We start from the raw sequence: 24,081 nt of genomic DNA, 5'->3' as shown, positions 1-24,081 counted from the left end.
CACATGTGGGAACTTGCAATACCCGTCGCCATTGGCGTCGTCGCCATCCTCGTCATCGGTCTCCTGTTCGCAAAGCTCTACAAGCGTTCGACGCGCGATGAAGCCTATGTGCGCACCGGCCTCGGCGGCCAGAAGGTCGTGCTCGACGGCGGTTCGCTCGTGCTGCCGATCTTCCACTCGACCGCCGCGGTGAATCTGAAGACGCTTCGGCTCGAAGTCGCGCGCGGCGGACCTGACTCGCTGATCACCAAAGACCGCATGCGCGTCGATATCGGCGCCGAATTCTATCTCCGCGTCAAACCCGACAGTTCGTCGATCGCGCTGGCCGCGCAAACGCTCGGCAACCGCACCAATGACGCGGCCGAGCTGCGGGAGCTGGTCGAGGCCAAGTTCGTGGACGGCCTGCGCTCGGTCGCCGCCACCATGAACCTCGAGGATCTACAAGAGCAGCGTGCCACCTTCGTCAAGGCGGTGCAGGACGCGGTCGGCGCCGACATCCAGAACAATGGTCTCGAGCTGGAATCGGTGTCGCTGACGCGGCTCGACCAGAGCGACATCAAGCATTTCAACCCAAGCAATTTCTTTGACGCCCATGGTCTGACCACCCTGACCAAGATCACCAAGGAGCGTGAGCAGGAGCGCAATCAGATCGTTCGCACCACCGAGGTGACGATCGCCCAGCAGGATCTGGTTGCGCGCCAGACCACGCTGACGATCGAGACCACCAAGCGCGACGCGGAACTGGCGCAGCAGCGCGATATCGCCAACAAGACCGCGGCGATGCGAGCGCAGACCGCGCAGGTGGAACAAACCGCCCTGCAGAACGAAGCCGAATACCGCATCCAGCAGGAACTCGCGGTCGCCAACAAGCAGACCGAAGCCAATCAAGGCCGCGACACCAGAAAGATCGAGGCCGATCTCGCCGTCAAGCGCCGTACCACCGAAATGGAGCGTGATCTGCAGATCGTGGCGCAGGAAGCCGCGATCGTCGTCGCCACCAAGAACAAGGAACAATCCGAAGCGCAGACCATCGCCGAGACCGCCCGTGCGCTGGCGATCGCGGCCGAGGAAAAAGTCATCACCGCCCGCGCTACCGAGGTTGCCGAGCGCGACAAGATCATCAACGTGATCGCCGCGCGCAAGGTCGCCGAGACCAACGCGATGCCGATCACCGTGATGGCGGAAGCTGAAAAGCAGGCTGCGGCCAACAAGGCCGAGGCCACCAACGTGCTCGCGAAAGCCGACGCCAATGCCGCAACCACCCGCGCCGCCGGCGTCAAGGCGCTCGGCGAGGCGGAAGCCGGAGTCGCGACGTTGAAGGCGGAAGCGCGCAACAGGCTGAGCCCCACGATGATCGACTACGATCTCAATCTCGCGCGCATCAACATCATCCCGAGCGCGCTCGCCGAAGCGGTCAAGCCGATCGAGAAGATTTCCGATATCCGGATCTTCGACACCGGCGGCCTGCTCGGCCGCGGCGGCAACGGCGCAGTCAATGGCAGCGGCAATGGCGGCCTTGGGCTCGGCGACGGCCTCGCCGCGCAGCTGCTGTCGGTCTCGGCATTCAAGCCGATGATCGACAAGATCCTTTCCGAGGCGGGTTTCCCGGCCGGACCTGATGCACTGACCAGCCTGACCAGCGCGCTCGCGCAACGGAAAGCCGAGGTCCCTGTAGAAGCGCCCACGAGCGGCGACCATATCCCGCCAACATCGCTGGCCGGCACGATCACGGGCCATCTAGCCGCGAGTCCCAAATCGCCATGACGGACTGAACAGGCTTTGACCGTGGGATTGAAGAGGCCCGTCGCAATTCTGCGGCGGGTCTCTTTGTTGTCGGGAAACGGGTGGGATCGAGCGTCTTCCGATCACACACTATGGCCAGATCGAATTTCACAGGATTCCGCTATGTCCGCCGACACGACACCTTCGCTACCCGCCACCTTCAACCGCCTGGCCTGGTCCAACCTCGCCGCGCAATCGGCCGAGCAGGTTGCACTTGCAGCCGCGCCGATTGTCGCCGTGCTGGTGCTCGGTGTCGGCGAAGGTCAGACCGGTATGCTCCAAACGGCACTGACGCTGCCCTTTATCCTGTTCGCGATCCCCGCGGGCCTGCTCGCCGACCGCGTCTCACGGCGTTGGGTGATGGCAGGTTCCGAGGCGATGCGGGCAGCCGCGCTCGCGGCGATCCTGGCGCTGCTTTGGCTAGGCCTGATGACGCTGCCATTGCTCGCTTTGCTCGGCTTCATCGCGGTCTGTGGCACGGTCGCCTACAGCGTCGCCGCACCCGCGCTGGTGCCGTCGCTGGTGACGCCAAAACAATTGCCGGCGGCGAACGCCCGCATCGAACTCGCACGCACAATCGCGTTTGCCAGCGGGCCCGCGCTCGGCGGCGTGCTGGTCGGCTGGCTCGGCGCAGCACCCGCGTTCGGTTTCGCCGCGGCGCTGTCGGCGATCGCGGTCGTGCTGCTGGCCGGCATCTATGAGCCGGCGCGCCAGCCCGCGCCGCAGCGCCATCCGCTGCAGGACATCAAGGAAGGCGCCGCCTTCGTGCTGCATCACCCATTGCTGCGGCCGGTGTTCATCACCCAGTTCATCTTCAATACCGCCTCGTTCCTGCTGCTCGCCGTGTTCGTGCCCTATGCCGTGCGCCATCTCGGACTCACGGCAATCGGCGTCGGTACGACGCTGGCGATGTACGGCGTCGGCATGGTGGTCGGCGCGCTGCTTGCGACCCGCGTGATGCGTCGGCTGGCGTTCGGCACCGTGATCGGGCTCGGCCCGGTGACCGGTTTCGTGGCTGCAGCCGTGATGGCGCTGACGACATGGTTTCCGTCGCCGCTGCTCGCGGGCCTCGGCTTCTTCCTGCTCGGTGTCGGCCCGATCCTGTGGGTGATCTCGACCACCACGCTGCGGCAATCGGTGACGCCGCCTTCGCTGCTCGGCCGTGTCTCGGCGATCAACATCATGAGCTACGGCGCCCGCCCGATCGGCTCCGCGCTCGGCGCGGTTGTCGGCGGCCTCTACGGCGCCGAAGCCTGCCTCTACCTTGCGGCCGCGATCTTCGCCGCCCAGGCGCTGGTGATCCTGATGTCACCAGCGGTGTCGCTGACGCGGCAGCCCGAGATGGTCGGTGAGCCGGCGCGGTGTTGATCAGCTCGCCAGATACCGCTCATACTTGCCGCCGACAACTTCGTCGGCGGCAATCGCCGGATCGAGCGTGTAGAGATCCTGCGCGTCGCTGATACCGCGCAGAACGAAGCGACCGGTCGAGACGAGATGGCTTCGTCCCACGGCATCGAGCCCGGCGCGGAAGGCGGTCGACGTCAGCAAATCGCGGTCGACCGAGGCGCACATCGAAGCAATCCGGCTGACCTCGTTGACGGTAGGTCCGACCACCGTGAAATCGAGCCGGTCCTCGCTGCCGATATTGCCATAGAAGACATGGCCGACATGGAGGCCAACATAGGCCGTCGTGGTCGGCCGCCCCTCGCCGGCGCGGCGGGCGTTCAGCGCGTCCAGGTTGCGGCGGAACTGATGCTCGGCGCGCAGCGCCCCGCGCTTGGCGATCGCCATGTTCTCGTTGGTGAACATCGCCAGCACGCCGTCGCCGATCAGCTTCAGCACCTCGCCGCCGGCGTCGTGGATCGCGTCGATCGAGGCCTGCGCATAATCGTTGAGGAATGGAATGATCTCGTCGGGCCCGATGCTCTCGCTGATCGCAGTCGAGCCGCGGACGTCGGAGTACCACAGCACGGCCTTGATCTTCTCGGTGGTGCCGCGCTGCATGCGTCCGCGCAGCACCTGCTCCGCGGTGTCGCGGCCGAGATAGACCCGCCCGAGCGTGCGGGCGATCTCGACCTGCGCCGCCGACTTGACCGCAAGCCCGAGCGCCGGCACCAGGTCGCGCAACGCAGCCATGTGGTTCTCGTCGAACCCATCCGAATGCCGCGTGGTCCAGTAGGAATAGAAGCAATCCATCTCCCCGATCGTGCCGGCTTCGCCGAAGCGGTGCACGAAGGCCGCCATATGCTTGTAACCCTTTTCCGCGAGTTCGCCGATCACCGAAAAATCGAGCGAGGCAGAGTCGGCGAGATCGATCAACATCTCCTCGTGGCCGTTTTCGAGCATGTGATAGAAGGCCGACCGCCGCCAGTTCTGGTTGGCGTCGCCCGTGCTGGTCGAGCCGTATTCGAAGACATCGGCCTCGTTGGTCACGCCGTCGTTCCAGCGGAAGCCGCGCCCCTCGAAGATCGGATGCAGCGTATCGATAAAGACGATCGCACGCGACAACGGCATGCCCGCGGCCCGGCAGCGCTCGCAGAAGCCGCGCAGGAGATCATTTTCGGGCAGGCCCGTCAGACCCTGGCGGACCAGCCAATTCATCAGGCGCAATCGGGGCGTCAGTTCCATGAGCGGATTATGCCGGGCAATTCGTGCAGGAGGAAGACTTGTCGTTGCATGCCAACCCCAAGCGTGACGGGCGAGCGTGGGACAGATGCGGACGCCAATATGACAATGCAAGCCCTGCCAACTCACGATTCCGCACAGGACACGCGGCTCGAACCGAGCTGTGATTTCCGGCTTCCCTTTGCGGCAGCTTTCGCGCACAAAACGGCATGGACAACGAGACCGACCCGCCCACCCCTATCCGACGCTTCATGCAATGGGCGACCACCCCGCCGCAATCCTATGGGGTCTATCTGGTCGCCCTGATCCTGATCTTCACCGCGTCGTTCTACGCCGGCAGCCTGAAGCCGAAGCACACCCCCGCGCCGCCGGCGCCAACCGCACCCTCCGCGCCGCACAGTTAGCCTGTCGTCCCAGGTCGCTGTGGGCCGCAGCGTATTGCGCCTTACACCAGCTCCGCCGGTGCCAGCCGGCAGGTCTCGCTGCTGATCTCGACCTGCAGCGTCGCGTGATGGATGCTGAAGCGGTGCGACAGCTCGGCGCAGACATGGTGCAGGAAGGCGTCGTCATGGCCGCCGGGGCGGACCAGATGCGCGGTCAGCGCGGTCTCACTGGTGCTCATCGCCCAGATGTGCAGATCGTGAACCTCGGTGACGCCCTCGATCGTCGCCAGATAGTCCCTGACGACCTTGAGATCGATGCCCCTGGGCACCGCGTCGAGCGCCAGATTGACGCTGTCGCGCGCCAGCTCCCAGCCGCTCACCAGCACGACCACGGCGATGGCGAGGCTGATCGCCGGATCGAGCCACTGCCAGCCGGTCGCCATGATCAGCAGCGCGGCGACGACGACACCGAACGAGACGCCGGCGTCCGCCGCCATATGAAGATAGGCACCGCGAACATTGAGGTCCGAATCGCGGCCACGCATGAATAACAATGCCGTGCCGCCGTTGATGAGGATACCGAACGCCGCGACCCAGACCACGGTCCAGCTCGCCACCTCCGCCGGCTCGCGAAAACGGTTGATCGCCTCGACGGCGATGCCGCCGACCGCGATCAGCAGCAGCCCGGCATTGAACAAGGCGGCCAGGATCGACGCGCGGCGATAGCCGTAGGTATGGGTGTCGGTCGGCCGCTTGCCCGCCAGCCACGCCCCGCCCCAGGCCAGCAACAACGCAATCACGTCGGAGAGATTGTGAACGGCATCCGACACCAGCGCCAGCGAGTTGGCGGAATAGCCGAAAACCAGTTCCGCCACGACAAACGCCGAATTCAGCGACGCGCCGATCGCAAACGCCGTGCCGAAACTGGCGGGCGCGTGGCTATGCCCGGCATGACCATGGGAATGAGAATGGTCGTGATCGTTGTGATGGTCGTGATCGTGATTGTGCGCCATGGCAGCGTTATAGCGCGGCGAAATATGGATACTATCACACCACGCGCGCCGAAACCGTAGCCCGGACGGAGCTATCCGGGCTACGATTCAGCTACTCCACGCCGCGGTTGAACTTGTTCGACTTCGGCAGGCCGTGCGCGAGCCGGCCGGCATCAGCGCGGTTGCCGCGCCAGTCGGCCAGTTCCTTTATAGTCATTCTGTGCTCGCGGCCCGCGGAATCCTTCCAGGTCAGGCCGGCCTTGGCATCGAACACCGCGACATCGGAGAGCGACGCGCTGGTGTATTTCTGCAGCCGCACGCCGCGGCCGCGCGCCATTTCCGGCACATCGTCGAGGCCAAACACCACCATCTTGTGATTGGTGCCGATCACGGCGACAGTATCGCCGACCACAGTCGTGATGGCACAAGCCTCGTTCGGCATCTCGACATTGAGCACCTGCTTGCCCTTGCGGGTGTTGCCGACGCAGTCCTCTTCCTTGACGACAAAACCCTGACCCTCGCTGCTCGCGATCAGGAACTTGCGCTCGCCCTTGTTGACGAACAGCGAGACGATCGACGCGTCCTGCTCCAGCTCGATGTGCATGCGGATCGGTTCGCCATGGCCGCGGCCGCCCGGCAATTTTGCGACGTCGAGCGAATAGAATCTGCCGTTGGTGGCAAACAGCAGCAGCTTCGAGGTGGTCTCGGCGAAGAAGGCGTGTTCGAGCTTGTCGTCGGTCTTGAAGGCAAGGCCCGAGAGATCCTCGACATGGCCCTTCAGCGTCCGCACCCAGCCCTTCTCGGAGATCACGATGGTGCACGGCTCGCGCTCGACGAAGGCTTCCTCGATCGCGGCGAGATCATGCTCGGGCGCGTCGGCAAAGGTGGTCCGGCGCTTGCCGAGCGGTGTCTTCGGCCCGAAAATGTCGCGGACCTTGGTGACCTGCTCGCCGACCTTGGACCATTGCTGGGCCTCGGAGCCGAGCAGGCCTTCGATGCCCTTCAGCTCCTTGCGCAGATCCTTCTCCTCGCCCTGAATCTCCATTTCATCGAGCCGGCGCAAATTGCGCAGGCGCATGTTGAGGATGGCCTCGGCCTGAACTTCGGTGAGCTTGAACGCCTTGATCAACGCCGGCTTGGGCTCGTCCTCGGTGCGGATGATCTTGATCACCTTGTCGAGGTTCAGATAGGCGATCAGCTGGCCGCCCAGAATCTCGAGCCGATGTTCGATTTGACCCTTGCGGAAGTTGGAGCGGCGGATCAGCACATCGCGCAGATGGTCGAGCCATTCGCGCAGGCACTCGGCAAGGCCGACCACCTTCGGGATACGGCCCTTGATCAGCACGTTGAGGTTCAGCGAGATTTTGCTTTCCAGCTCGGTCAGCCGGAACAGCGATTCCATCATCAAGGCAGGATCGACCGCGCGCGATTTCGGCTCGATGACGAGGCGGATGTCCTCCGCCGATTCATCGCGGACGTCGCCGACCAGCGGCAACTTCTTCTCGTTGAGGAGCTCGGCGATCTTCTCGACCAGCCGCGACTTCTGCACCAGCCACGGAATTTCGGTGATGACGACGATCCAGGTGCCGCGGGCCCCTTCCTCCTGCGTCCAGCGCGAGCGGGTGCGGAACGAGCCGCGGCCGGTGGTGTAGGCCTCGATGATCGATTCCTTGGAATCGACGACGATGCCGCCGGTCGGGAAGTCCGGACCCTTGACCCATTTCAGCAGCGCCTTCGACTTGGCGTCGGGCTTCTCGATCAGATGCAGCGCGGCGTCGCAGAGTTCGGCGACGTTGTGCGGCGGGATCGAGGTCGCCATACCGACTGCGATGCCTTGCGAGCCGTTGGCGAGCAGGTTCGGGAAGCCGCCCGGCAGCACCACCGGCTCTTTGGTCTGGCCGTCGTAATTGGGGCGGAATTCGACGCCGTCCTCGTCGATGCCATCAAGCAGCAGCCGCGCAACCTCGGTCATGCGCGCTTCGGTGTAGCGGTAGGCGGCGGGATTATCGCCGTCGATATTGCCGAAATTGCCCTGGCCGTCGACCAGCGGATAGCGCGAGGAGAAATCCTGCGCCAGCCGCACCATGGCGTCATAGATCGCCTGGTCGCCATGCGGATGGAACGAGCCCATCACGTCGCCGACGATTTTGGCCGATTTCTTGAACGCGGTGCCTGGATCGAGCCGCAACAGCCGCATCCCGTAAAGGATACGCCGATGCACCGGCTTCAGCCCGTCGCGGGCGTCCGGCAATGCGCGGTGCATGATGGTCGAGAGCGCGTAGGCGAGATAGCGCTCCTCGAGCGCATCGCGCAGTCCGACCTCATGGATTTCAGCCGGCTCTTCCGGCGGTACCTGTCGTTTTCCCATGGGGAGGCGTTAAACCCTGGCGGTGAATCGGGCAAGCCGCGAATCACCGGCAATTTAGGTTGCGAATCGGGCTTACGGAACCGCGGCCCGCGGCCGCGGCTTCGTCACGGCGTTGATAAATCCGTCGCGGGCGTCGGAATGGCCCTGCCCGCGTGGCTCCAGCACATTGCGGAGCAGGAACATGCCGGTGATCTGGAAGCCATCGCGCAGATCCTGCTCCGAGAGGGCATTCGCGCCGCCCTCGCCTTCGCGCAGAAAGGCTGGCAACGGCAGCAGGCGGTCTTGCCACGGCGCGCCGGCCGCGCGCGACACGGCGCCGCCCGATTTGGGCGAGACGTAGACCAGTTCGGTCGTCGCACCCGTAGCGGCGCAATTGTCCAGATCGAGCCCGAAGCCGAGTTCGGCGAGCATCGCGAGCTCGAACCGGATCAGATGTACTGCGGCAGTGCCGGCGTCGTCGAAATCGTCGAGCGTTCCCTGCAGCATCTCGTAGATGTCTTGATGCGGATCGCGCTCCGGCAACAGCCTGGCCAGCGCGGCCAGATGCGTCACGCCATAGACCGCGTGCGACGAGGCGAGCAGCGTCGCCGCACGCAGCCTGGTGCCCTCCAGCGCGTACATGCCGAGATGCTCGTCGAGCCGCGCCCGCCACACTGCAGTGACGCTGTTGCCGGGCTGCAGCAGCGGCCGCATCCGCGAGCCGGCGCCGCCGCGCACCAGGCCGAGATGGCGGCCGTGCTCACGCGTCAAGAGCTCGACGATGGCGGAAGATTCGCCATGCCGCCGCACCCCCAGCACGATGCCTTCGTCGGTCCATTCCATGAAAGAGAGATTACAGGATTCCAGCGCACCGCGCAGTCATCATGCGCCGTCATTTCGAGGGCAGGCGCGCTTACAGTATTTCGGAATATTGGAAGTGTAACGCCGAGTTGCCCGACGTGTCAAGTTGCCTGGACGAGCGCCGGCCGCCAACGGCTACTTTGCATGGGGTTGTTTTCGATATTTTGGCAGTGCGCCCTGCGACGGGTCGTCATTCCGCCAACCTCATGCGTTGAACCAGCCCTGCGCGTCGCCGGTGAAGGAGAAATACAGCCCGGCCGCGGTCACGATGCAGGACACCACCTCGATGCCGCTGTCGAGCTCCAGGCCGAGGTCCCCGATCACCTGCACCAGCGAGATCACCGACAGCACCAGCGCTGCAACCAGCGCCCAGCGTGGCCAATTCTTGCGGCGCTGCGCGGCAAGCCAGACGAAATACATCAAGACCAGGATCATGACACCCGCTATCAGCGTGTCGCCCGTGATCATCTGTTCGGTCCTCGCCTCGGTCGGCGTGCGGTCCGCAAGCGCAACCGACAGCGCGTCCAGCGTCAGCGACGAGTAGAGCAGCGCTTCAAACCAAAACACGTTTCTGGGCAGGTTCATCGCAGACGCCGACTCTTATTCTTTGGGGAATTCAAGTCCAATTTCCCTATAGCGCTCAGGATCGTCGCCCCAGTTCTCGCGCACCTTGACGAACAGAAACAGATGCACGGTGACGCCCGTGATCTCCGCAAGTTCGGCGCGCGCCTGCGCGCCGATCGACTTGATTGTCGCGCCGCCCTTACCGAGCACGATCTTACGCTGGCTTTCGCGCTCGACAAAGATCGTCTGCTCGATCCGGATCGACTTGTCCTTGCGGTCCTTCCAGCTGTCGGTCTCGACCGTCGACTGGTACGGCAATTCCTGATGCAGATGACTGTAGATCTTCTCCCGCGTGATCTCCGCCGCCAGGTGCCGCATCGGAGCATCCGACATCTGGTCCTCGGGATAGAGGAACGGGCCCGGGGGCACCAGCTTCGCCAGTGTCTCGCGCAGAACGGCAACACCGTCGCCCGACAACGCCGAGATCATGAACGTCTGCTCGAAGCGCACGCGCTCGTTGGCTGTCTGCGCCATCGCCAGCAGCTTTTCGCGCTGAACGAGATCGACCTTGTTGAGCACCAGGATCTTCGGATGCGCGACGGTTTCGAGCTTGCTCAAGATCGCGTTCGCCTCTTCATTGAGACCCGACTTGGCATCGAGCAGCACGCAGACCAGATCGGCGTCATGGGCGCCGCTCCAGGCAGTCGACACCATGGCGCGGTCAAGCCGGCGCTTCGGCGCGAAGATGCCGGGCGTGTCGACCAGGACGATCTGTGCGTTGCCCTCGATCACGATGCCGCGGATCAGCGCGCGCGTGGTCTGCACCTTGCGCGAGACAATCGTGACCTTGGAGCCGACCAGCGCATTGACCAGGGTCGACTTCCCGACATTGGGGGCGCCGATCAGCGCGACGAAGCCGCAGCGCGTCGCCCGTGCTTCCGCTTCCGCTTTCACTTCATCAGTCATTGGTGCCGACGCCTTCACGCTCGATCATTGCGGAGGCCGCCGCCTTCTCGGCCGCGCGCTTGTTGCCGCCGAGGCCTTCAGCGGACATCAGTCCCGGCAGGTCGACGGCGACGCGGAATTGTGGATCGTGGTGCGGGCCGGTGCGCTCGACCTCGCGATAGACCGGCGTCGGCAGTCCCTTGCCCTGTGCCCATTCCTGCAACACAGTCTTGGGGTCGCGCAGCGGCCGCCGGAGCTTGTGCATCCGTTCGGTCCAGTTGCGCTCGACGAATTGCTGCGCAGCCTCGTAGCCGCCGTCGAGATAGATTGCGCCGATCACGGCCTCGCAGATGTCGCCGAGCACAGACTTGCGAAGCCTTGCGCCCTCGACCGCCTTGACCATGCCGAGCTTGATGTCCTCGAGCAGTCCGAGCGTCTTGGCGACATCGGCGCAACTCTCCTTGCGGACGAGATCGGCGAGCCGCTTCGACAGTTCGCCCTCATCGGCCTTCGGGAAGGCGCGGAACAGCATGTCGGAGACGATCAGCCCGAGCACGTGATCGCCGAGGAATTCCAGCCGCTGGTAGCTGTCGGCGCGGTTGCGGGTGGCGGGCTTCAGCGCCGAAACGTGGGTGAACGCGGTGGTCAGCAGCACGAGATCGGAGAACTTGTATCCGATGCGCCCCTCGGTGCCCGCGATCGCGGCCTTCTCGTCCGCAGCCTTGGTGGCCTTGCTGCGCCGCTTCTTCGGCGCGGCTTCTCCGCCGGCGTCAGGCTTCTGGCTCGGCTCGCCGGGTGGCGGTTGATCCTTGATGATTGATGTCTCGTCGTTCATCGCACGATGGAGAATATGCGGCTCCACCGCACGGCGGTGGGCCAGCGCCAGAACATCCAGGCGTGTTCGCCCTCGGCAATCGAGAAGAAGATCATCTGGGCCCGTCCGACGATGTTCTCGAGCGGCACGTAGCCGACCGCGGACAGCACCCGGCTGTCGGTCGAATTGTCGCGGTTGTCTCCCATCATGAAGAAGTGGCCTTCCGGCACCGTGTAGACGTTGGTGTTGTCGTAGAAGCCGTTGTCGACGCAATCCAGCGTCTCATAGGTGACGCCGTTCGGCATCGTCTCCTTCCAGCGCTTGACCCTGGCGGTGGCATCCGAGCCGCAGGGGTCCTCGCCGACAAAATCGCTCAATCGCTCGCGCTGGACCGGGATATCATTGATGTAGAGGAGCCCCTCCTTCATCTGGATGCGGTCACCCGGCAGGCCGATCACGCGCTTGATGTAGTCGGTGGAGTCGTCCTTGGGCAGCCGGAACACGACAATGTCGCCGCGATTCGGGTTGGAGCCGAAAATGCGCCCCGAAAACACCGGCGGTGACAGCGGGATCGAGTAGTGGCTATAGCCGTAGGAGTATTTCGAGACGAAGAGATAGTCGCCGACCAGCAGCGTCGCCTTCATCGATCCCGACGGGATGTTGAACGGCTGGAACAGGAAGGTGCGGATAACGAGCGCGATCAGAAGAGCGTGGATGACGACGCGGATGGTTTCGCCCAAGCCGCTGTCAGATTTGGTCCCGGTGGTCACGCTCATTGCTTTCCCAATTCCCACAGGCCTGGCGCCCGCGTGGTGGCAGAACGTTCTCTTCACGCGAAGCACTCGCCCTTCGCGCGACGAAAATGGCCTTGATTCTGATCTTGAGGGCAAATTCCGGCGTAAGCCCGAATCCGCGTCTCGCTCGATTTTAAACCCTGCGGCGTTTTAGACGGTTGTTCGCGGGCGCGCAATCAATCGCCGGGTAAAAACTTCGCAATCCATTGAAATGTCAACGATTTTTAGTTTTTCCGGAGTTTTCGACCGTACTCCGGGCCGCCGGCCTCATTTGCCGGGGGCAACCGCCGAAATTATGACGAAGGCCTGCGCCAACGGCCAATCGTCGGTTATCGACAGGTCGATCCGGGCTTCCATGCCCTCGGGCGTCAGCTTTCTGAGCCGTTCCAGCGCCCCGCCGGTCAGTTGCATGGTCGGTCGCCCCCCCGGCAGGTTCACCACGCCCATGTCCTTCCACCACACCCCCTGGCGGATGCCGGTGCCGAGCGCCTTGGAACAGGCCTCCTTGGCCGCAAAGCGCTTGGCATAGGTTGCGACCACCATCTTCTCATTATTGGCGCGGCGCATCGCCTTGGCGCGCTCGGCATCGGTAAAGATGCGATCGAGGAACCGCTCGCCATGGCGCTCGATCACCTTGGCGACCCGGGTGATGTCGATCAGGTCGGAGCCGATGCCGATGATCATGCGCTGACAGCGCCTTCCGCCTTGGCGCGCCCGCGGTCCATCGCCGCGCGCATGACGCGAACGGTCTCGGCGATGCCGACGAACAGCGCCTCGCCGATCATGTAGTAACCGATGTTGAGCTCCCGGATCTCAGCGAGCGCCGAGATCGTCTCTGATGTCTCATAGTCGAGGCCGTGGCCGGCATGGACCTCGAGCCCGGCCGCATGCGCGAGCTTCGCCCCCTCGACGATGCGCTTCCACTCGGTGGCGGCCTTGTCCTTGTGGCCGTCGACCACGGCATCGCACCAGCCGCCGGTGTGGAGCTCGATCACCGGCGCCTTCAGTTTCGCGGCCATCTCGATCTGCCTGGGATCGGCGGCGATGAACAGCGACACCCTGATGCCGGCGTCGCTGAGCCGCGCGATGAAGGGCGCGAGCGCATTGTGCTGGCCGACCACATCGAGGCCGCCTTCGGTGGTGAGCTCCTGGCGCCGCTCCGGCACCAGGCAGACGGCGTGCGGCTTGGTGGCCAGCGAAATCCGCAGCATGTCGTCGGTCGCCGCCATCTCGAAATTCAGCGGCTTCGATATCTCGGCCTTTAGCCGCGTCATGTCCTGGTCGCGGATATGGCGGCGATCCTCGCGCAAATGCGCGGTGATGCCGTCGGCGCCGGCCGCGATGGCGGCAAGCGCGAGCCGCACCGGATCAGGCCGCGCGCCGCCACGCGCATTGCGCAGGGTGGCCACATGATCGACATTGATGCCGAGGCGGAGCGGAGGCGCTTTGGACATTCTCTGACCTGCAAATTCAATCAGCCAAGCGTGGGCACGTCCCGCGCATGCATCATTCCTGAAAGACGGGTTGCCGAATCAGGGCCGGCAACGACGACGACCTACCCCAAGCAACTACCCATTGACGCGCTCGACCCGTGCGACGACGGCCTTGGCGCGCAACTGCAAGATGATAGCGCTGAGATGCTTGAGGTCATAGACCTCCAGATCGATGGTCAGCTCCGTGAAATCGGGGGAGCGGCGCGACATGTGGATGTTGTCGATATTGCCGTCATGCTCGGCGATCACGGTGGCGATCTGGGCCAAACTGCCAGGCTCGTTGACATTGTGGATCAGGATCCGCGCCGGGAAACGCTGCGGCATGGTCTCGTCGATGTCCCAGCGCACGTCGAGCCAGCGCTCCGGCTCCTCCTCGAAATCCTTCAGCGCCGGCGACTGGATCGGATAGATCGTGATCCCCTCGCCCGGCGTGACGATGCCGACGATGCGATCGCCCGGCACCGCGCCGCCATTCGGCGCGAACTTCACCGGCAGATCGGAATTGATGCCGCGTACCGGGATCACCGAGGCGGCGCGCGCCGGATGCGGCGGCGTCTGCGTCTTGAGCTTGGCGACAAGGCCCTTCTTGGCGCCGTAACGCACCAGCCGCTCTTCCTTGTAATCGGGATACATCGCGCGCGCGACGTCGGACGCCTTGATCTCGCCCCGCCCGACCGAGGCCATCACATCCTCGATCGAGGCGCGCGCCAGCCGCGGCAGCGCGCCCTTCAGCTTGTCGTCGGCATATTCGATCTTGGCGCGGGCAAACAGGCGGTCGACGATGCGGCGGCCGAGGCCGGCATACTGGTCGCGCACCGCGTCGCGGGTGGCGCGCCGGATCGCGGCGCGCGCCTTGCCGGTGACGGCGAGTACTTCCCAGGCCGATGGCGGCGCCGACTGCGCCTTCGAGGTCAAGACCTCGACCTCGTCGCCATTCTGCAGCTCGGACGACAGCGGCGCGAACTTGCCGTTGATCTTGCAGCCCACCGCGCTGTGGCCGACCGCGGTGTGCACCGCATAGGCGAAGTCGATCACATTGGCCTTGCGCGGCAGCGCGATCAGCTTGCCCTTCGGGGTGAAGCAGAACACCTGGTCGTGGAACAGTTCGAGCTTGGTATGCTCGAGGAATTCCTCCGGGTTGGCGCTGTCCGAGAGGATGCCGATGGTATGGCGCAGCCAGGCGAAGGCGTTGGATTCGTGCTTCAGCCGCTCGTGCGGCGAACCCGCCCCCTCCTTGTAGAAGGCGTGCGCGGCGATGCCGAACTCGGCGATCTGGTTCATGTCCTCGGTGCGGATCTGCAACTCGACGCGCTGCTTGCCCGGCCCGATCACGGTGGTGTGGATCGAGCGGTAGTCGTTCTGCTTCGGCGTCGAGATGTAATCCTTGAAGCGTCCCGGCACGACCGGCCAGGTCGTGTGCACGACGCCGAGTGCGCGGTAGCAGGCGCTGACATCGTCGAGGATGACGCGGAAGCCGTAGATGTCGGAGAGCTGCTCGAAGCCGATCGACTTGCGCTCCATCTTGGTCCAGATCGAAAATGGCTGCTTGCGACGGCCGAACACCCGCGCGGTGATGCCGTTCTTCAGCAGGTTCTTCGAGAGCTGGGTCTCGATCTCGCCGATCAGGTTGCGGTTGCGGTCGGCCAGCCCATCGAGCCGCTGCTTGACCACCGCATAGGCCTCGGGATCGAGCACGAAGAACGACAGGTCCTCCAGCTCCTCGCGCATTTCCTGCATGCCCATGCGGCCGGCGAGCGGCGCATAGATGTCGAGCGTCTCCTCGGCGATGCGGCGCCGCGAGGCCGGCGGCACGAACTCCAGCGTGCGCATGTTGTGCAGGCGGTCGGCGAGCTTGACCAGTAGCACGCGGACGTCGTCGGCGATCGCAAGCAGCAGCTTGCGCAGATTCTCGGCCTGCTTGGCTTCGCGCGACACCAGCTCGAGCCGCTTCAGCTTGGTCAGGCCCTCGACCAACGCGCCGATCTCGTGGCCGAAGACATGGTCGATCTCGGCCCGTGTCGCCTCGGTGTCCTCGATCGTGTCGTGCAGCAGGGCTGCGACGATCGTCGCGTCGTCGAGCTTGAGGTTGGTGAGGATAGCGGCGACCTCGAGCGGATGCGAGAAATAGGGATCGCCGGAGGCGCGGGTCTGGGTGCCATGCGCCTTCATCGCGTAGACATAGGCGCGATTGAGCAGATCCTCGTTGGTGTCGGGGTTATAGGAGCGGACGCGATCGACGAGGTCATATTGCCGCATCATCCGCGCCCTCGGCTTGGCCGGCTTCTCCGCCGGGGGCGAAGCCGGTGCCACCGCGACCGCTTCGGTCGCAGCTTGCATCTGGCTGGTACTGCGGCGTCGATACGCCATGAACTTGATGCCTCTCCCGCGGGCAAAACGGCCCCTTCACTCAATCTAGTGCGCCTTCGGATGAAGCAGCACCCCACGCGGGACCAAAACCGTTCAATTTCCCGCGTCCGTACAGGACGCATCGTAACGGCCAAATTGTCAACAAAAGCAAAGGCCCGGAGATTGCTCCGGGCCTTTGCCAAATCTGTCTGAAAGCGGGACCTGAGCGTCCCCCTTGGGGGCCCGGCTTTATTCGTCTTCCTCGGGCTGCTCTTCCGGGGGCGCCAGGCCTTCGAGGCCCTTCAACAGCTCTTCCTCGGTCATGCGCTCAATGGCAACTTCGGTGTCATCGGCATCGACGCTGGCGCCGGCGGAACCGATCAGCGGCACAGTGTCGGGTTCGGGCTCGTCGACCTCGACGAACTTCTGCAGGGAGTGCACGAGTTCCTCGCGCAGATCTCCCGGCGAGATCGTGGAGTCGGCGATCTCCCGCAACGAAACGACGGGATTCTTGTCGTTGTCGCGATCAACCGTGAGTTGTGAGCCTGAAGAGATCATCCGGGCGCGGTGGGCTGCCAGCAGGACGAGGTCGAAGCGATTGTCGACCTTATCAATGCAATCTTCGACGGTGACGCGAGCCATATCGAGGCGCTCCGTGGTAAAAGGGACCGAACATGTTGGTTATGAGGGTTAGTTATAGGGCCGGCCGTCGTTTCGCAAGGCAAAATTTGTGATTTGCCTTCCTAACAGGCTCTGATAACCCCGTGCATAGGGGCCAGAATGGCCGGAGCGTCTGACGACATGGCCTGGTTGCCGTCCCAGACAAGTAAATCTCTTCATTGCAATGTCAAAAGTCTAGGCTTTTTGCCCTCGCCTCACCATAATTGCGGTGGTGACTGTCGTGGGGAAAGATTCACCGAACTTTAGGCAGCAACGCAGGAAATTGCGCGCGGTCGGTCGCCGGTGCGCTAAGAACACTAACAACCACGCGAGAACACTTTGATGTCGTCACCTGTTTCCAACAAGATCGCGCTCTTCATCGACGGAGCCAATCTTTACGCTACCGCAAAGACGCTAGGCTTCGACATCGATTACAAGCGCCTTCTCAAGGAATTCCAGAGCCGGGGCACGCTGCTGCGCGCATTCTACTACACGGCGATCATCGAGGATCAGGAGTATTCGTCGATCCGTCCGCTGATCGACTGGCTCGACTACAACGGCTACACCGTCGTCACCAAGGCGACCAAGGAATTCATCGACGCCAGCGGCCGCCGCAAGGTCAAGGGCAACATGGACATCGAGCTCGCCGTCGATGCCATGGAACTGGCCGAACATGTCGACCAGATCATCCTGTTCTCCGGCGACGGCGACTTCCGTTCGCTGGTCGAGGCGGTGCAGCGCCGCGGCGTCCGCGTCACTGTCATCTCCACCATCGCCAGCCAGCCGCCGATGATCGCCGACGAATTGCGCCGCCAGGCCGACGTCTTTACCGATCTCGTGGAGCTGCAATCCAAGCTTGGCCGCGACCCCTCCGAGCGTCCGGCGCCGCGCGAGCCGCGCCATCATGCCCCGCAATTCCTGCAGCGCGCCCCCACCACCGTGGCAGCGCCACGGGGGGCCGATGACGATTTCGACGAGTAGTCTCGTCACCGCTGCCACCGCACCCGATCGCAATTGCCAGCTCTGTCCACGGCTGGCCGACTTCCGCGCGCAGACCCGCACGCGGGAGCCGGGCTGGTTCAACGCGCCGGTGGAGTCGTTCGGCGACGCCAATGCGCGGCTCTTGATCGTCGGACTTGCACCGGGCATGCAGGGCGCCAACCGCACCGGCCGCCCGTTCACCGGGGACTACGCCGGCGACCTGCTCTACGCGACCCTGCTCGAATATGGCTTTGCCAGCGGCGTCTATCAGGCGCGGCCGGACGACGGCATGAAGCTGGTCGACTGCCGGATCAGCAATGCGGTGCGGTGCGTGCCGCCGCAGAACAAGCCGCTGCCTGTCGAGATCAACACCTGCCGGCAATTCCTCGCCGCGACCATCGCCGCGATGGAGCGAGTGCGCGCGATTGTGCTGCTCGGCCGCATCGCCCACGAATCAACGTTGAGGGCACTAGGGATTCGGTTGGCCGCTGCGCCCTTTAAGCACGGTGCCATGCATATAGCCGGCCCGTACAAGCTCTACGACAGTTACCATTGCTCGCGGTACAACACGAACACGGGCGTGCTGACGACCGACATGTTCCGCAATGTGTTCGCTACCGTACGGAAGGACCTCGGCTAGGTCTTTTTCGGCTAAGTTTTTTGTGGATTGCGCTTCAGCCAATCCAGCACGTCGCCCGCATTCCGGTCGGGCGGAAACACCGGATAGAACACGTGCGTGATGCGCGCGTCGTCGATCACAAGCGCGAGCCGCTTGATCAGCGTCAGCCCCGCAACCGACATCGTCGGCAGCTTCAATGCACGCGTCAGTTGCAACGCCTCGTCCGACAGCACCGGGAACGGCAGATGCAGCCGCGACGCCATCTCGGTCTGGTAGTCATTGCTCTGCGTCGACAGGCCGAACACCTCCGCCGCGCCGGCCGCCTTCAGCTCGGCGAACAGGTCGCGGAATGCGCAGGTCTGTGGCGTGCAGCCGCGCGCACCGGGGATCATATCCCAGTCATCGACCAACCCGATCTTGCCGGGCTCGCCGGTCCGCGGATAGCCGAACACGACGGTGCGGCCCTTCAACTCGGATAATGTCACTGACGTGTCGTTTGTCGCCCGCAGCGCGACCGCCGGAATTGTCATGCCCGTCAGGTGCGCCGCGCCGCCGTCATCGGAAGGCGCCGGAATCTTGCTCCAGTCGACGTCGGTCAGGCTCGATTGAGTCATGTCATGCTCCAGGAAGCAGCGGATGGGGAGTGGCGAATAGCGAATGGATGAGTTCGGAACGAGCCATCCTGCCCTATTCGCTATTCGCCACTCCCTACGCGTGCCCGATCATCCCCGCGCCCGCAACAGGCGGCCCTTCTCGCGGCTCCAGTCGCGCTTCTTCTCGGACTCGCGCTTGTCGTGGAGCTTCTTGCCCTTGGCGACCGCAAGCAGAAGTTTGGCACGGCCGCGCTCGTTGAAGTACAGCTTTAGCGGAATGAGGGTCATGCCCTCGCGGTCGACCGCGCCGAGCAGCTTGTTGATCTGCTTGCGATGCAAGAGCAGCTTCCGCGGCCGCTTCGGCTCATGGTTGAAGCGGTTGCCCTGCAGATATTCGGGGATATTGGCGTTGATCAACCATATCTCGCCGTTCTTGGAGTCCGCATAGGACTCCGCGATCGTGCTCTTGCCGAGGCGGATCGATTTCACCTCGGTGCCGGTCAGCGAGATGCCGGCCTCGACCGTGTCCTCGATGGCGTAGTTGAAGCGGGCCTTTCGGTTTTCAGCGACAACCTTGATCGGACGTTCGTTCTTGTCAGCTGCCACTTTAGCTCTTCTTGAGGAGGTCGCGGATTTCCGTCAGGAGCTCTTCCTCACGGGTCGGCTTCGGCGGCACGGCAGGCGCTGCCGCTTCCTTGCGCTTGAGCGTGTTCATGGCCCTGATGACCATGAACAGCACGAAGGCGATGATGAGGAAGTTGATCGTCAGCGTCAGGAAGCTGCCCCAGGCCAGCACGGCGCCCTGCTTCTTGGCGTCGGCCAGATTGTGCTCGGTGACGGCCTTGGAAAGTCCAGTGAAGTAGTTGGAGAAGTCGAGGCCGCCGGTGATCGCGCCGATGATCGGCATGATGATGTCGCCGACCAGCGAGTTGACGATCGCACTGAAGGCCGCACCGATGACGATGCCGACGGCAAGGTCGACCACATTGCCCTTTAGGGCGAATTCACGGAATTCCTTCAGCATGCCCATCCCCTAGTTCGACGCTACGCACTGGATTGTTGGCGGCAGTCGCGGTTCGTCTCAGTTGATCAGGCCGGCATGCACCATGGCGCTGCGCACGGCCGCGCGGGTGGGCTCGGACACCGGCACCATCGGCAGGCGCAGCTTCTCGTCCAGCTTGCCGAGCAGCGACATCGCATATTTCACTGGCGCCGGGTTGCTCTCGATGAAGAGGTTGGTGTGCAGCGGCATCAGCTTGTCGTGGATCTTCAGCGCCGTGGTGACGTCGCCCTTCTGCCAGGCAATCTGGAATTCCGAGCACAGCCTTGGTGCGACATTCGACGTGACCGAGATGCAGCCATGGCCGCCATGCGCCATATAGCCGATGATGGTCGCATCCTCGCCCGACATCTGGTTGAAGTCCTCGCCCATCGCCGCGCGCTGCTGCGAGACCCGCACCATGCTGGCGGTGGCGTCCTTGACGCCGGCGATGTTCTTCAGCTCGAACAGCCGCGCCATTGTCTCAACCGACATGTCGATCACCGAGCGCGGCGGGATGTTGTAGATGATGATCGGAATCCCGATCGCGTCGTTGATCGCCTTGAAGTGCTGGTACATGCCTTCTTGCGTCGGCTTGTTGTAGTACGGCGTCACCACCAGCACCGCGTCCGCCCCGGCCTTCTCGGCATGCTCGGCCAGTTCGATTGCTTCTTTGGTCGAGTTCGAGCCGGCGCCGGCGATCACGGGCACCCGGCCCTTGGCCTCGGCGATGCACCATTCGACCACCCGCTTGTGCTCGTCATGGCTGAGCGTTGGGCTCTCGCCGGTGGTGCCGACCGGGACGAGGCCGTGCGTGCCCTCCGCGATCTGCCAGTTCACCAGGCCGCGGAATGCCGCCTCATCCACCGAGCCGTTCTTGAAGGGCGTCACCAAGGCAGTGAACGACCCCCGGAATTTTGTCTTGGCTGCCATGGACTTCCTCCAAACGCTTCAGGCTTAAGGCTAGGTCGACTGAGCTTTCTTCGCGGCGTGCTGTCGTAACGCCATGAAAGACCATTCATATCGGGTCTGACGTACCGGCGAAAGGGCCGCACTGTGGCTATTCCCAGCGGTATTCGCTTCGCTGGAAACGCCGTTCCCAGCCGCGATTTTGCCGTTGTGCTGGCGCAAACAGCCGCAGCAGCGACGTTCTTAGTATTTTGTCTACATTTTCAATCAAATAAGAACTGATGGCCCGAACGACCAGCTGATTCGGGACCGCAGAGGACCGCCGTGATCCGTTCCTTCAGCGCAGGTACATTGCGATCGACGGCGCTGGCCACCAGCCTGGCGCTTGTGGTCGGTTTTGCCGTCATCGCAGCCGACGCCTGGGCCGCTGCGGACGTTCCAACCCCAGATCCGGTTGCCCAAAGCGCGGCTCCCAAGGCCGCCGCGGCCAGGAATACGGCCGCCAAGACAACCCCGGCCAAGAATACTGCAGCCAAGGATACCGCAGCCAAGACGGCCGCTGCAAAGAGCGACGCTGCCAAATCCGGCGCGCCAAAGCCTGCTTCCGCCAAAAAAGACGGTACGAGAACCGACACCAAGACTGGTGCTACCAAGACCGACGCAACCAAGGCCGGCACTCCGAAAGCGGGCGCTCCGAAGGCCAACGTGGCCAAGACCACCCCTTCCAAAACCACTGGAACCCTACCGACCAAGCCAGCCCCCGCGAGTGCCGTCGCGCCCGCACTGCTGCCTGCGACCCGCCAGCACGCCGCCCCCGCAGTTCGCAAGCCGGTGACGCCGGCGGCGGTGGCCGCGACGTCATCGACCTCGCAAGAGGACAAGGACGCACTCGAGAACGTCGTCGAGCTCCTGCGCAAGCGCAAGGCTGATGACGCCACCCAGACTGAGGCCTCGATCTCCGATCCGGTCGCGCGCAAGCTCGCGGAATGGCTGATCCTGCGCAGCGACAACAACGGCGCCTCCGTCGAGCGCTACCGCAGCTTCCTCGACGCCAATCCGAGCTGGCCGTCGCAGATCTTCCTGCGCCGCCGCATCGAGGCGGCGCTGTGGGACGACCATCGCGACGATTCCGCGGTCTGGACCTGGTTCCAGAATGAATCGCCGGTCTCAGCCAAAGGCCGCTTCGCGCTCGCCAAGGCAATGATCGCGCGCGGCGACCGTGCCAATGCCGAGCGGCTGGTACGCGAGGCCTGGCGCAACGACACGATGGGCGAGGACACCGAGAGCACCGCGCTCGATCTGTTCGGATCCTTCCTCACGGCCGGCGACCACAAGGCGCGCATGGACACGATGCTCTACGGCACCGACAACGAGGCCGCGGGCATGCGCGCGGCCAAGCGCCTCGGCTCCGGTTATGTGGCGCTCGCGAAGGCGCGGATCGGCGCCAACCGCAAGGAGTCCAACCTGCGCGCGCTGGTCGAGGCCGTGCCGCGCGAGCTGTCCGGCGACCCCGGCTATCTGTTCGCGAAGATCCAGCTGCTGCGCCGCGAGGAAAAATTCGCAGAAGCCGCGCAACTGATGCTGAGCGCGCCAAAGGACGCAGCGCGCCTCTTCAATGTCGACGAATGGTGGGTCGAGCGCCGGCTGCTGGCGCGCAAGATGATCGACGTCAACGAATTCCGCACCGCCTATTTGATCGCGCGCGATGCGGCGCTTCCCGCCCGCGATATCTACAAGACCGAGCAGGAGTTCACCTCGGGCTGGATCGCGCTGCGCTTCCTCAACGATCCGGCGCTGGCCGAGCAGCACTTCGCACGGATTGGCGTCGGCAGCACCAACCCGACAGCGCTGGCGCGCGGCGGCTACTGGCAGGGTCGCGCCGCGGAAGCCGCCGGCCGCGCCCAAGAGGCCCGCGCGGCCTATGGGCGCGCGGCCGAGCAGTCGACCAGCTATTACGGCCAGCTCGCACGCGCCAAGCTCGGCCTGCCGCAGATCGAGCTGAACGGCGCGCCGCGCGGCCGCGGCGCCGAGCGGCTGGAGATCGTACGCGCGGTGGCGCTGCTCTATGAAATCGACGAGCGCGAGCTTGCGATCCCGATCTTCAGCGATATGGGCGACAATGGCGATCCGGAAGCGCTCGCAGGCCTCGGCGAACTGACGGCGCGCAACACAGATGCGCGCGGCATGCTGCTGATGGGCAAGTCCGCGCTCAATCGCGGACTGCCGTTCGACCACTACGCCTATCCGGTCAACGGCATTCCGGCCTTCAGGCAGGTCGGGCCAGAGGTCGAGCCGAGCATCGTCTACGCCATTGCGCGGCAGGAAAGCGCGTTCAATCCCGCCGTGGTGTCGCCGGCCCAGGCTTACGGGCTGATGCAGGTGACGCCGGAGGCAGGCCGCTACGTCTGCAAGCGCGCCGGCATCGGCTTCGACCTAAACAGGATGAAGACCGACCCGGTCTACAATGCAACGCTCGGCGCGGCCGAGCTCGGCGGCCTGCTCGAGGACTATCGCGGCTCCTACATCCTGACCTTTGCCGCCTACAATGCCGGCCGCGGCAGCGTGAGGAAGTGGATTGAGCGCTATGGCGATCCGCGCGATCCCAAGGTCGACGCAGTCGACTGGGTCGAGCTGATTCCGTTCTCGGAGACGCGCAACTACGTGCAGCGGATCATGGAGAACCTGCAGGTCTATCGCGCGCGCTTCGGCGGCGGGACCAAGCTGCAGATCGAGGCCGACCTGCGACGCGGCAGCAGCGTCGAATGAGCCGCCGCGGGCGGTTTTCAACAGGCGCGTGATCGGCAGATCGAAGGCGGACGCGGCAGGTAGCCACCTAAGCCTTTGCCACAAATGACATTTCCTTGAATTCAAACGCCCGCCGACCGCGGAATCCGCGCCTAAAATAAAGGCTGGCGGCCGGTTTACCGCCGCTCCCGCCACCTCAACGCCGACATGAGATCGCCTTGCCACCAAATCACCTTGCCACAATCTGAATCTGACGCTTGCGGCACGGCCCCCTCTCGGGCATATCGGCGCCACCGGAGATGTGGCCGAGTGGCTGAAGGCGGCGGTTTGCTAAACCGTTATAGGCTTGTAAAGGCCTATCGAGGGTTCGAATCCCTCCGTCTCCGCCAGCACCTTTGAAATCATTGTAGATTTCTAAATTTGTGTGCTGGACTCACTTTTCTCCCCATACACGTAAGAACTCGCGCGAACGGCCCTAGCGGAGCCACCGCCGCCCTCCCCGACAACCGCCCGAAATGCCAAAGCTGAAGTGCGATGCGTTCGCCGGCCGACTGCACCGCATCCGCCATTCCCTTCCACGCGCATTCCA

The 24,081-nt window shown here is 64.0% G+C and carries 22 protein-coding genes and 1 tRNA gene; 7 read left to right on the top strand and 16 right to left on the bottom strand.

Going from position 1 to position 24,081, the window contains the following annotated elements:
- The first annotated feature begins 3 nt into the window (after positions 1 to 3).
- Positions 4 to 1,764 (top strand): flotillin family protein, encoded by a 1,761-nt coding sequence (locus UP10_RS21510; RefSeq protein WP_044589275.1) that lies wholly within the window; start codon positions 4 to 6, stop codon positions 1,762 to 1,764.
- A gap of 141 nt (positions 1,765 to 1,905) precedes the next feature.
- Positions 1,906 to 3,150 carry an MFS transporter gene (locus UP10_RS21505; protein WP_044589274.1) on the top strand — a complete coding sequence of 415 codons (1,245 nt, stop codon included), beginning with the start codon at positions 1,906 to 1,908 and terminating at the stop codon, positions 3,148 to 3,150.
- Here the strand turns inward: UP10_RS21505 and UP10_RS21500 are convergent, their stop codons facing one another.
- Complete coding sequence (locus UP10_RS21500; RefSeq protein WP_044589273.1) at positions 3,151 to 4,410, bottom strand: adenylate/guanylate cyclase domain-containing protein; 1,260 nt, start codon at positions 4,408 to 4,410, stop codon at positions 3,151 to 3,153.
- A 248-nt stretch (positions 4,411 to 4,658) separates the two neighbouring features.
- Between UP10_RS21500 and UP10_RS21495 the strand changes: the two genes are divergently transcribed.
- Complete coding sequence (locus UP10_RS21495) at positions 4,659 to 4,811, top strand: hypothetical protein (protein WP_349643971.1); 153 nt, start codon at positions 4,659 to 4,661, stop codon at positions 4,809 to 4,811.
- A gap of 41 nt (positions 4,812 to 4,852) precedes the next feature.
- Here the strand turns inward: UP10_RS21495 and UP10_RS21490 are convergent, their stop codons facing one another.
- The 11 genes from UP10_RS21490 to rpoZ form a co-directional block, all read right to left on the bottom strand.
- Positions 4,853 to 5,803, bottom strand: coding sequence for a cation diffusion facilitator family transporter (locus tag UP10_RS21490; RefSeq protein WP_044589271.1), 951 nt, complete (start codon positions 5,801 to 5,803; stop codon positions 4,853 to 4,855).
- A gap of 91 nt (positions 5,804 to 5,894) precedes the next feature.
- Entirely contained in the window at positions 5,895 to 8,150 is a 2,256-nt protein-coding gene (gene parC, locus UP10_RS21485; RefSeq protein WP_044589270.1) for a DNA topoisomerase IV subunit A, read from the bottom strand.
- 72 nt (positions 8,151 to 8,222) lie between these two features.
- Complete coding sequence (recO, locus tag UP10_RS21480) at positions 8,223 to 8,972, bottom strand: DNA repair protein RecO (RefSeq protein ID WP_044589269.1); 750 nt, start codon at positions 8,970 to 8,972, stop codon at positions 8,223 to 8,225.
- Positions 8,973 to 9,194: 222 nt separating this feature from the next.
- The gene (locus UP10_RS21475) at positions 9,195 to 9,575 is read right to left on the bottom strand and encodes a hypothetical protein (protein ID WP_044589268.1); all 381 of its coding nucleotides are present in this window, start codon (positions 9,573 to 9,575) and stop codon (positions 9,195 to 9,197) included.
- Between the two features lie 15 nt (positions 9,576 to 9,590).
- A complete protein-coding gene (era, locus tag UP10_RS21470) occupies positions 9,591 to 10,520 on the bottom strand; it encodes a GTPase Era (RefSeq protein ID WP_044589267.1) in 930 nt (309 codons plus the stop codon).
- A complete protein-coding gene (gene rnc, locus UP10_RS21465; protein ID WP_044542533.1) occupies positions 10,513 to 11,334 on the bottom strand; it encodes a ribonuclease III in 822 nt (273 codons plus the stop codon). The genes era and rnc overlap by 8 nt, the downstream gene beginning before the upstream one ends.
- Positions 11,331 to 12,089 (bottom strand): signal peptidase I, encoded by a 759-nt coding sequence (gene lepB, locus UP10_RS21460; protein ID WP_044589266.1) that lies wholly within the window; start codon positions 12,087 to 12,089, stop codon positions 11,331 to 11,333. The genes rnc and lepB overlap by 4 nt, the downstream gene beginning before the upstream one ends.
- Positions 12,090 to 12,374: 285 nt before the next feature.
- Entirely contained in the window at positions 12,375 to 12,791 is a 417-nt protein-coding gene (acpS, locus tag UP10_RS21455) for a holo-ACP synthase (protein WP_044542535.1), read from the bottom strand.
- Complete coding sequence (locus UP10_RS21450; protein WP_044589265.1) at positions 12,788 to 13,561, bottom strand: pyridoxine 5'-phosphate synthase; 774 nt, start codon at positions 13,559 to 13,561, stop codon at positions 12,788 to 12,790. Before UP10_RS21450 ends, acpS begins: the two co-directional genes overlap by 4 nt.
- Positions 13,562 to 13,675: 114 nt before the next feature.
- Positions 13,676 to 15,967 (bottom strand): RelA/SpoT family protein, encoded by a 2,292-nt coding sequence (locus tag UP10_RS21445; RefSeq protein WP_044589264.1) that lies wholly within the window; start codon positions 15,965 to 15,967, stop codon positions 13,676 to 13,678.
- 228 nt (positions 15,968 to 16,195) lie between these two features.
- Positions 16,196 to 16,588, bottom strand: coding sequence for a DNA-directed RNA polymerase subunit omega (gene rpoZ, locus UP10_RS21440; RefSeq protein WP_044589263.1), 393 nt, complete (start codon positions 16,586 to 16,588; stop codon positions 16,196 to 16,198).
- 360 nt (positions 16,589 to 16,948) lie between these two features.
- Between rpoZ and UP10_RS21435 the strand changes: the two genes are divergently transcribed.
- Both UP10_RS21435 and UP10_RS21430 read left to right on the top strand, forming a co-directional pair.
- Positions 16,949 to 17,587, top strand: a complete 639-nt coding sequence (locus tag UP10_RS21435) for a LabA-like NYN domain-containing protein (protein ID WP_044542539.1) — start codon at positions 16,949 to 16,951, stop codon at positions 17,585 to 17,587.
- A complete protein-coding gene (locus UP10_RS21430) occupies positions 17,568 to 18,227 on the top strand; it encodes a uracil-DNA glycosylase (RefSeq protein ID WP_044589262.1) in 660 nt (219 codons plus the stop codon). The genes UP10_RS21435 and UP10_RS21430 overlap by 20 nt, the downstream gene beginning before the upstream one ends.
- 11 nt (positions 18,228 to 18,238) lie before the next feature.
- Here the strand turns inward: UP10_RS21430 and UP10_RS21425 are convergent, their stop codons facing one another.
- From UP10_RS21425 to dapA, 4 genes are all read right to left on the bottom strand, one after another.
- Positions 18,239 to 18,820 (bottom strand): peroxiredoxin, encoded by a 582-nt coding sequence (locus UP10_RS21425; protein WP_044589261.1) that lies wholly within the window; start codon positions 18,818 to 18,820, stop codon positions 18,239 to 18,241.
- A gap of 108 nt (positions 18,821 to 18,928) precedes the next feature.
- Positions 18,929 to 19,405, bottom strand: a complete 477-nt coding sequence (gene smpB, locus UP10_RS21420; RefSeq protein WP_044542542.1) for an SsrA-binding protein SmpB — start codon at positions 19,403 to 19,405, stop codon at positions 18,929 to 18,931.
- A gap of 1 nt (position 19,406) precedes the next feature.
- Complete coding sequence (gene mscL, locus UP10_RS21415; RefSeq protein WP_044589318.1) at positions 19,407 to 19,823, bottom strand: large conductance mechanosensitive channel protein MscL; 417 nt, start codon at positions 19,821 to 19,823, stop codon at positions 19,407 to 19,409.
- Positions 19,824 to 19,880: 57 nt separating this feature from the next.
- Complete coding sequence (gene dapA, locus UP10_RS21410; RefSeq protein WP_044589260.1) at positions 19,881 to 20,771, bottom strand: 4-hydroxy-tetrahydrodipicolinate synthase; 891 nt, start codon at positions 20,769 to 20,771, stop codon at positions 19,881 to 19,883.
- Positions 20,772 to 21,074: 303 nt separating this feature from the next.
- Here dapA and UP10_RS21405 point away from each other — a divergent pair, with 303 nt between their 5' ends.
- Both UP10_RS21405 and UP10_RS21400 read left to right on the top strand, forming a co-directional pair.
- Entirely contained in the window at positions 21,075 to 23,513 is a 2,439-nt protein-coding gene (locus tag UP10_RS21405; RefSeq protein WP_156180201.1) for a lytic transglycosylase domain-containing protein, read from the top strand.
- Between the two features lie 274 nt (positions 23,514 to 23,787).
- Positions 23,788 to 23,881 (top strand) — tRNA-Ser (locus tag UP10_RS21400).
- The last annotated feature ends 200 nt before the right edge of the window (positions 23,882 to 24,081 follow it).

It is taken from the genome of Bradyrhizobium sp. LTSPM299, from assembly GCF_000938235.1.
Taxonomy (GTDB): Bacteria; Pseudomonadota; Alphaproteobacteria; order Rhizobiales; family Xanthobacteraceae; genus Bradyrhizobium.
Note: the sequence above shows the minus strand (reverse complement) of the source record. Positions and strands in the feature narration are given on the sequence as shown.

What these genes read in the sequence shown, in the direction of transcription:
- UP10_RS21510 (WP_044589275.1), top strand. Translation starts at nt 4, where the DNA reads ATGTGGGAACTTGCAATACCCGTCGCCATTGGCGTCGTCGCCATCCTC.
- UP10_RS21505 (WP_044589274.1), top strand. Translation starts at nt 1,906, where the DNA reads ATGTCCGCCGACACGACACCTTCGCTACCCGCCACCTTCAACCGCCTG.
- UP10_RS21500 (WP_044589273.1), bottom strand. Translation starts at nt 4,410, where the DNA reads ATGGAACTGACGCCCCGATTGCGCCTGATGAATTGGCTGGTCCGCCAG.
- UP10_RS21495 (WP_349643971.1), top strand. Translation starts at nt 4,659, where the DNA reads ATGCAATGGGCGACCACCCCGCCGCAATCCTATGGGGTCTATCTGGTC.
- UP10_RS21490 (WP_044589271.1), bottom strand. Translation starts at nt 5,803, where the DNA reads ATGGCGCACAATCACGATCACGACCATCACAACGATCACGACCATTCT.
- parC (WP_044589270.1), bottom strand. Translation starts at nt 8,150, where the DNA reads ATGGGAAAACGACAGGTACCGCCGGAAGAGCCGGCTGAAATCCATGAG.
- recO (WP_044589269.1), bottom strand. Translation starts at nt 8,972, where the DNA reads ATGGAATGGACCGACGAAGGCATCGTGCTGGGGGTGCGGCGGCATGGC.
- UP10_RS21475 (WP_044589268.1), bottom strand. Translation starts at nt 9,575, where the DNA reads ATGAACCTGCCCAGAAACGTGTTTTGGTTTGAAGCGCTGCTCTACTCG.
- era (WP_044589267.1), bottom strand. Translation starts at nt 10,520, where the DNA reads ATGACTGATGAAGTGAAAGCGGAAGCGGAAGCACGGGCGACGCGCTGC.
- rnc (WP_044542533.1), bottom strand. Translation starts at nt 11,334, where the DNA reads ATGAACGACGAGACATCAATCATCAAGGATCAACCGCCACCCGGCGAG.
- lepB (WP_044589266.1), bottom strand. Translation starts at nt 12,089, where the DNA reads ATGAGCGTGACCACCGGGACCAAATCTGACAGCGGCTTGGGCGAAACC.
- acpS (WP_044542535.1), bottom strand. Translation starts at nt 12,791, where the DNA reads ATGATCATCGGCATCGGCTCCGACCTGATCGACATCACCCGGGTCGCC.
- UP10_RS21450 (WP_044589265.1), bottom strand. Translation starts at nt 13,561, where the DNA reads ATGTCCAAAGCGCCTCCGCTCCGCCTCGGCATCAATGTCGATCATGTG.
- UP10_RS21445 (WP_044589264.1), bottom strand. Translation starts at nt 15,967, where the DNA reads ATGGCGTATCGACGCCGCAGTACCAGCCAGATGCAAGCTGCGACCGAA.
- rpoZ (WP_044589263.1), bottom strand. Translation starts at nt 16,588, where the DNA reads ATGGCTCGCGTCACCGTCGAAGATTGCATTGATAAGGTCGACAATCGC.
- UP10_RS21435 (WP_044542539.1), top strand. Translation starts at nt 16,949, where the DNA reads ATGTCGTCACCTGTTTCCAACAAGATCGCGCTCTTCATCGACGGAGCC.
- UP10_RS21430 (WP_044589262.1), top strand. Translation starts at nt 17,568, where the DNA reads ATGACGATTTCGACGAGTAGTCTCGTCACCGCTGCCACCGCACCCGAT.
- UP10_RS21425 (WP_044589261.1), bottom strand. Translation starts at nt 18,820, where the DNA reads ATGACTCAATCGAGCCTGACCGACGTCGACTGGAGCAAGATTCCGGCG.
- mscL (WP_044589318.1), bottom strand. Translation starts at nt 19,823, where the DNA reads ATGCTGAAGGAATTCCGTGAATTCGCCCTAAAGGGCAATGTGGTCGAC.
- dapA (WP_044589260.1), bottom strand. Translation starts at nt 20,771, where the DNA reads ATGGCAGCCAAGACAAAATTCCGGGGGTCGTTCACTGCCTTGGTGACG.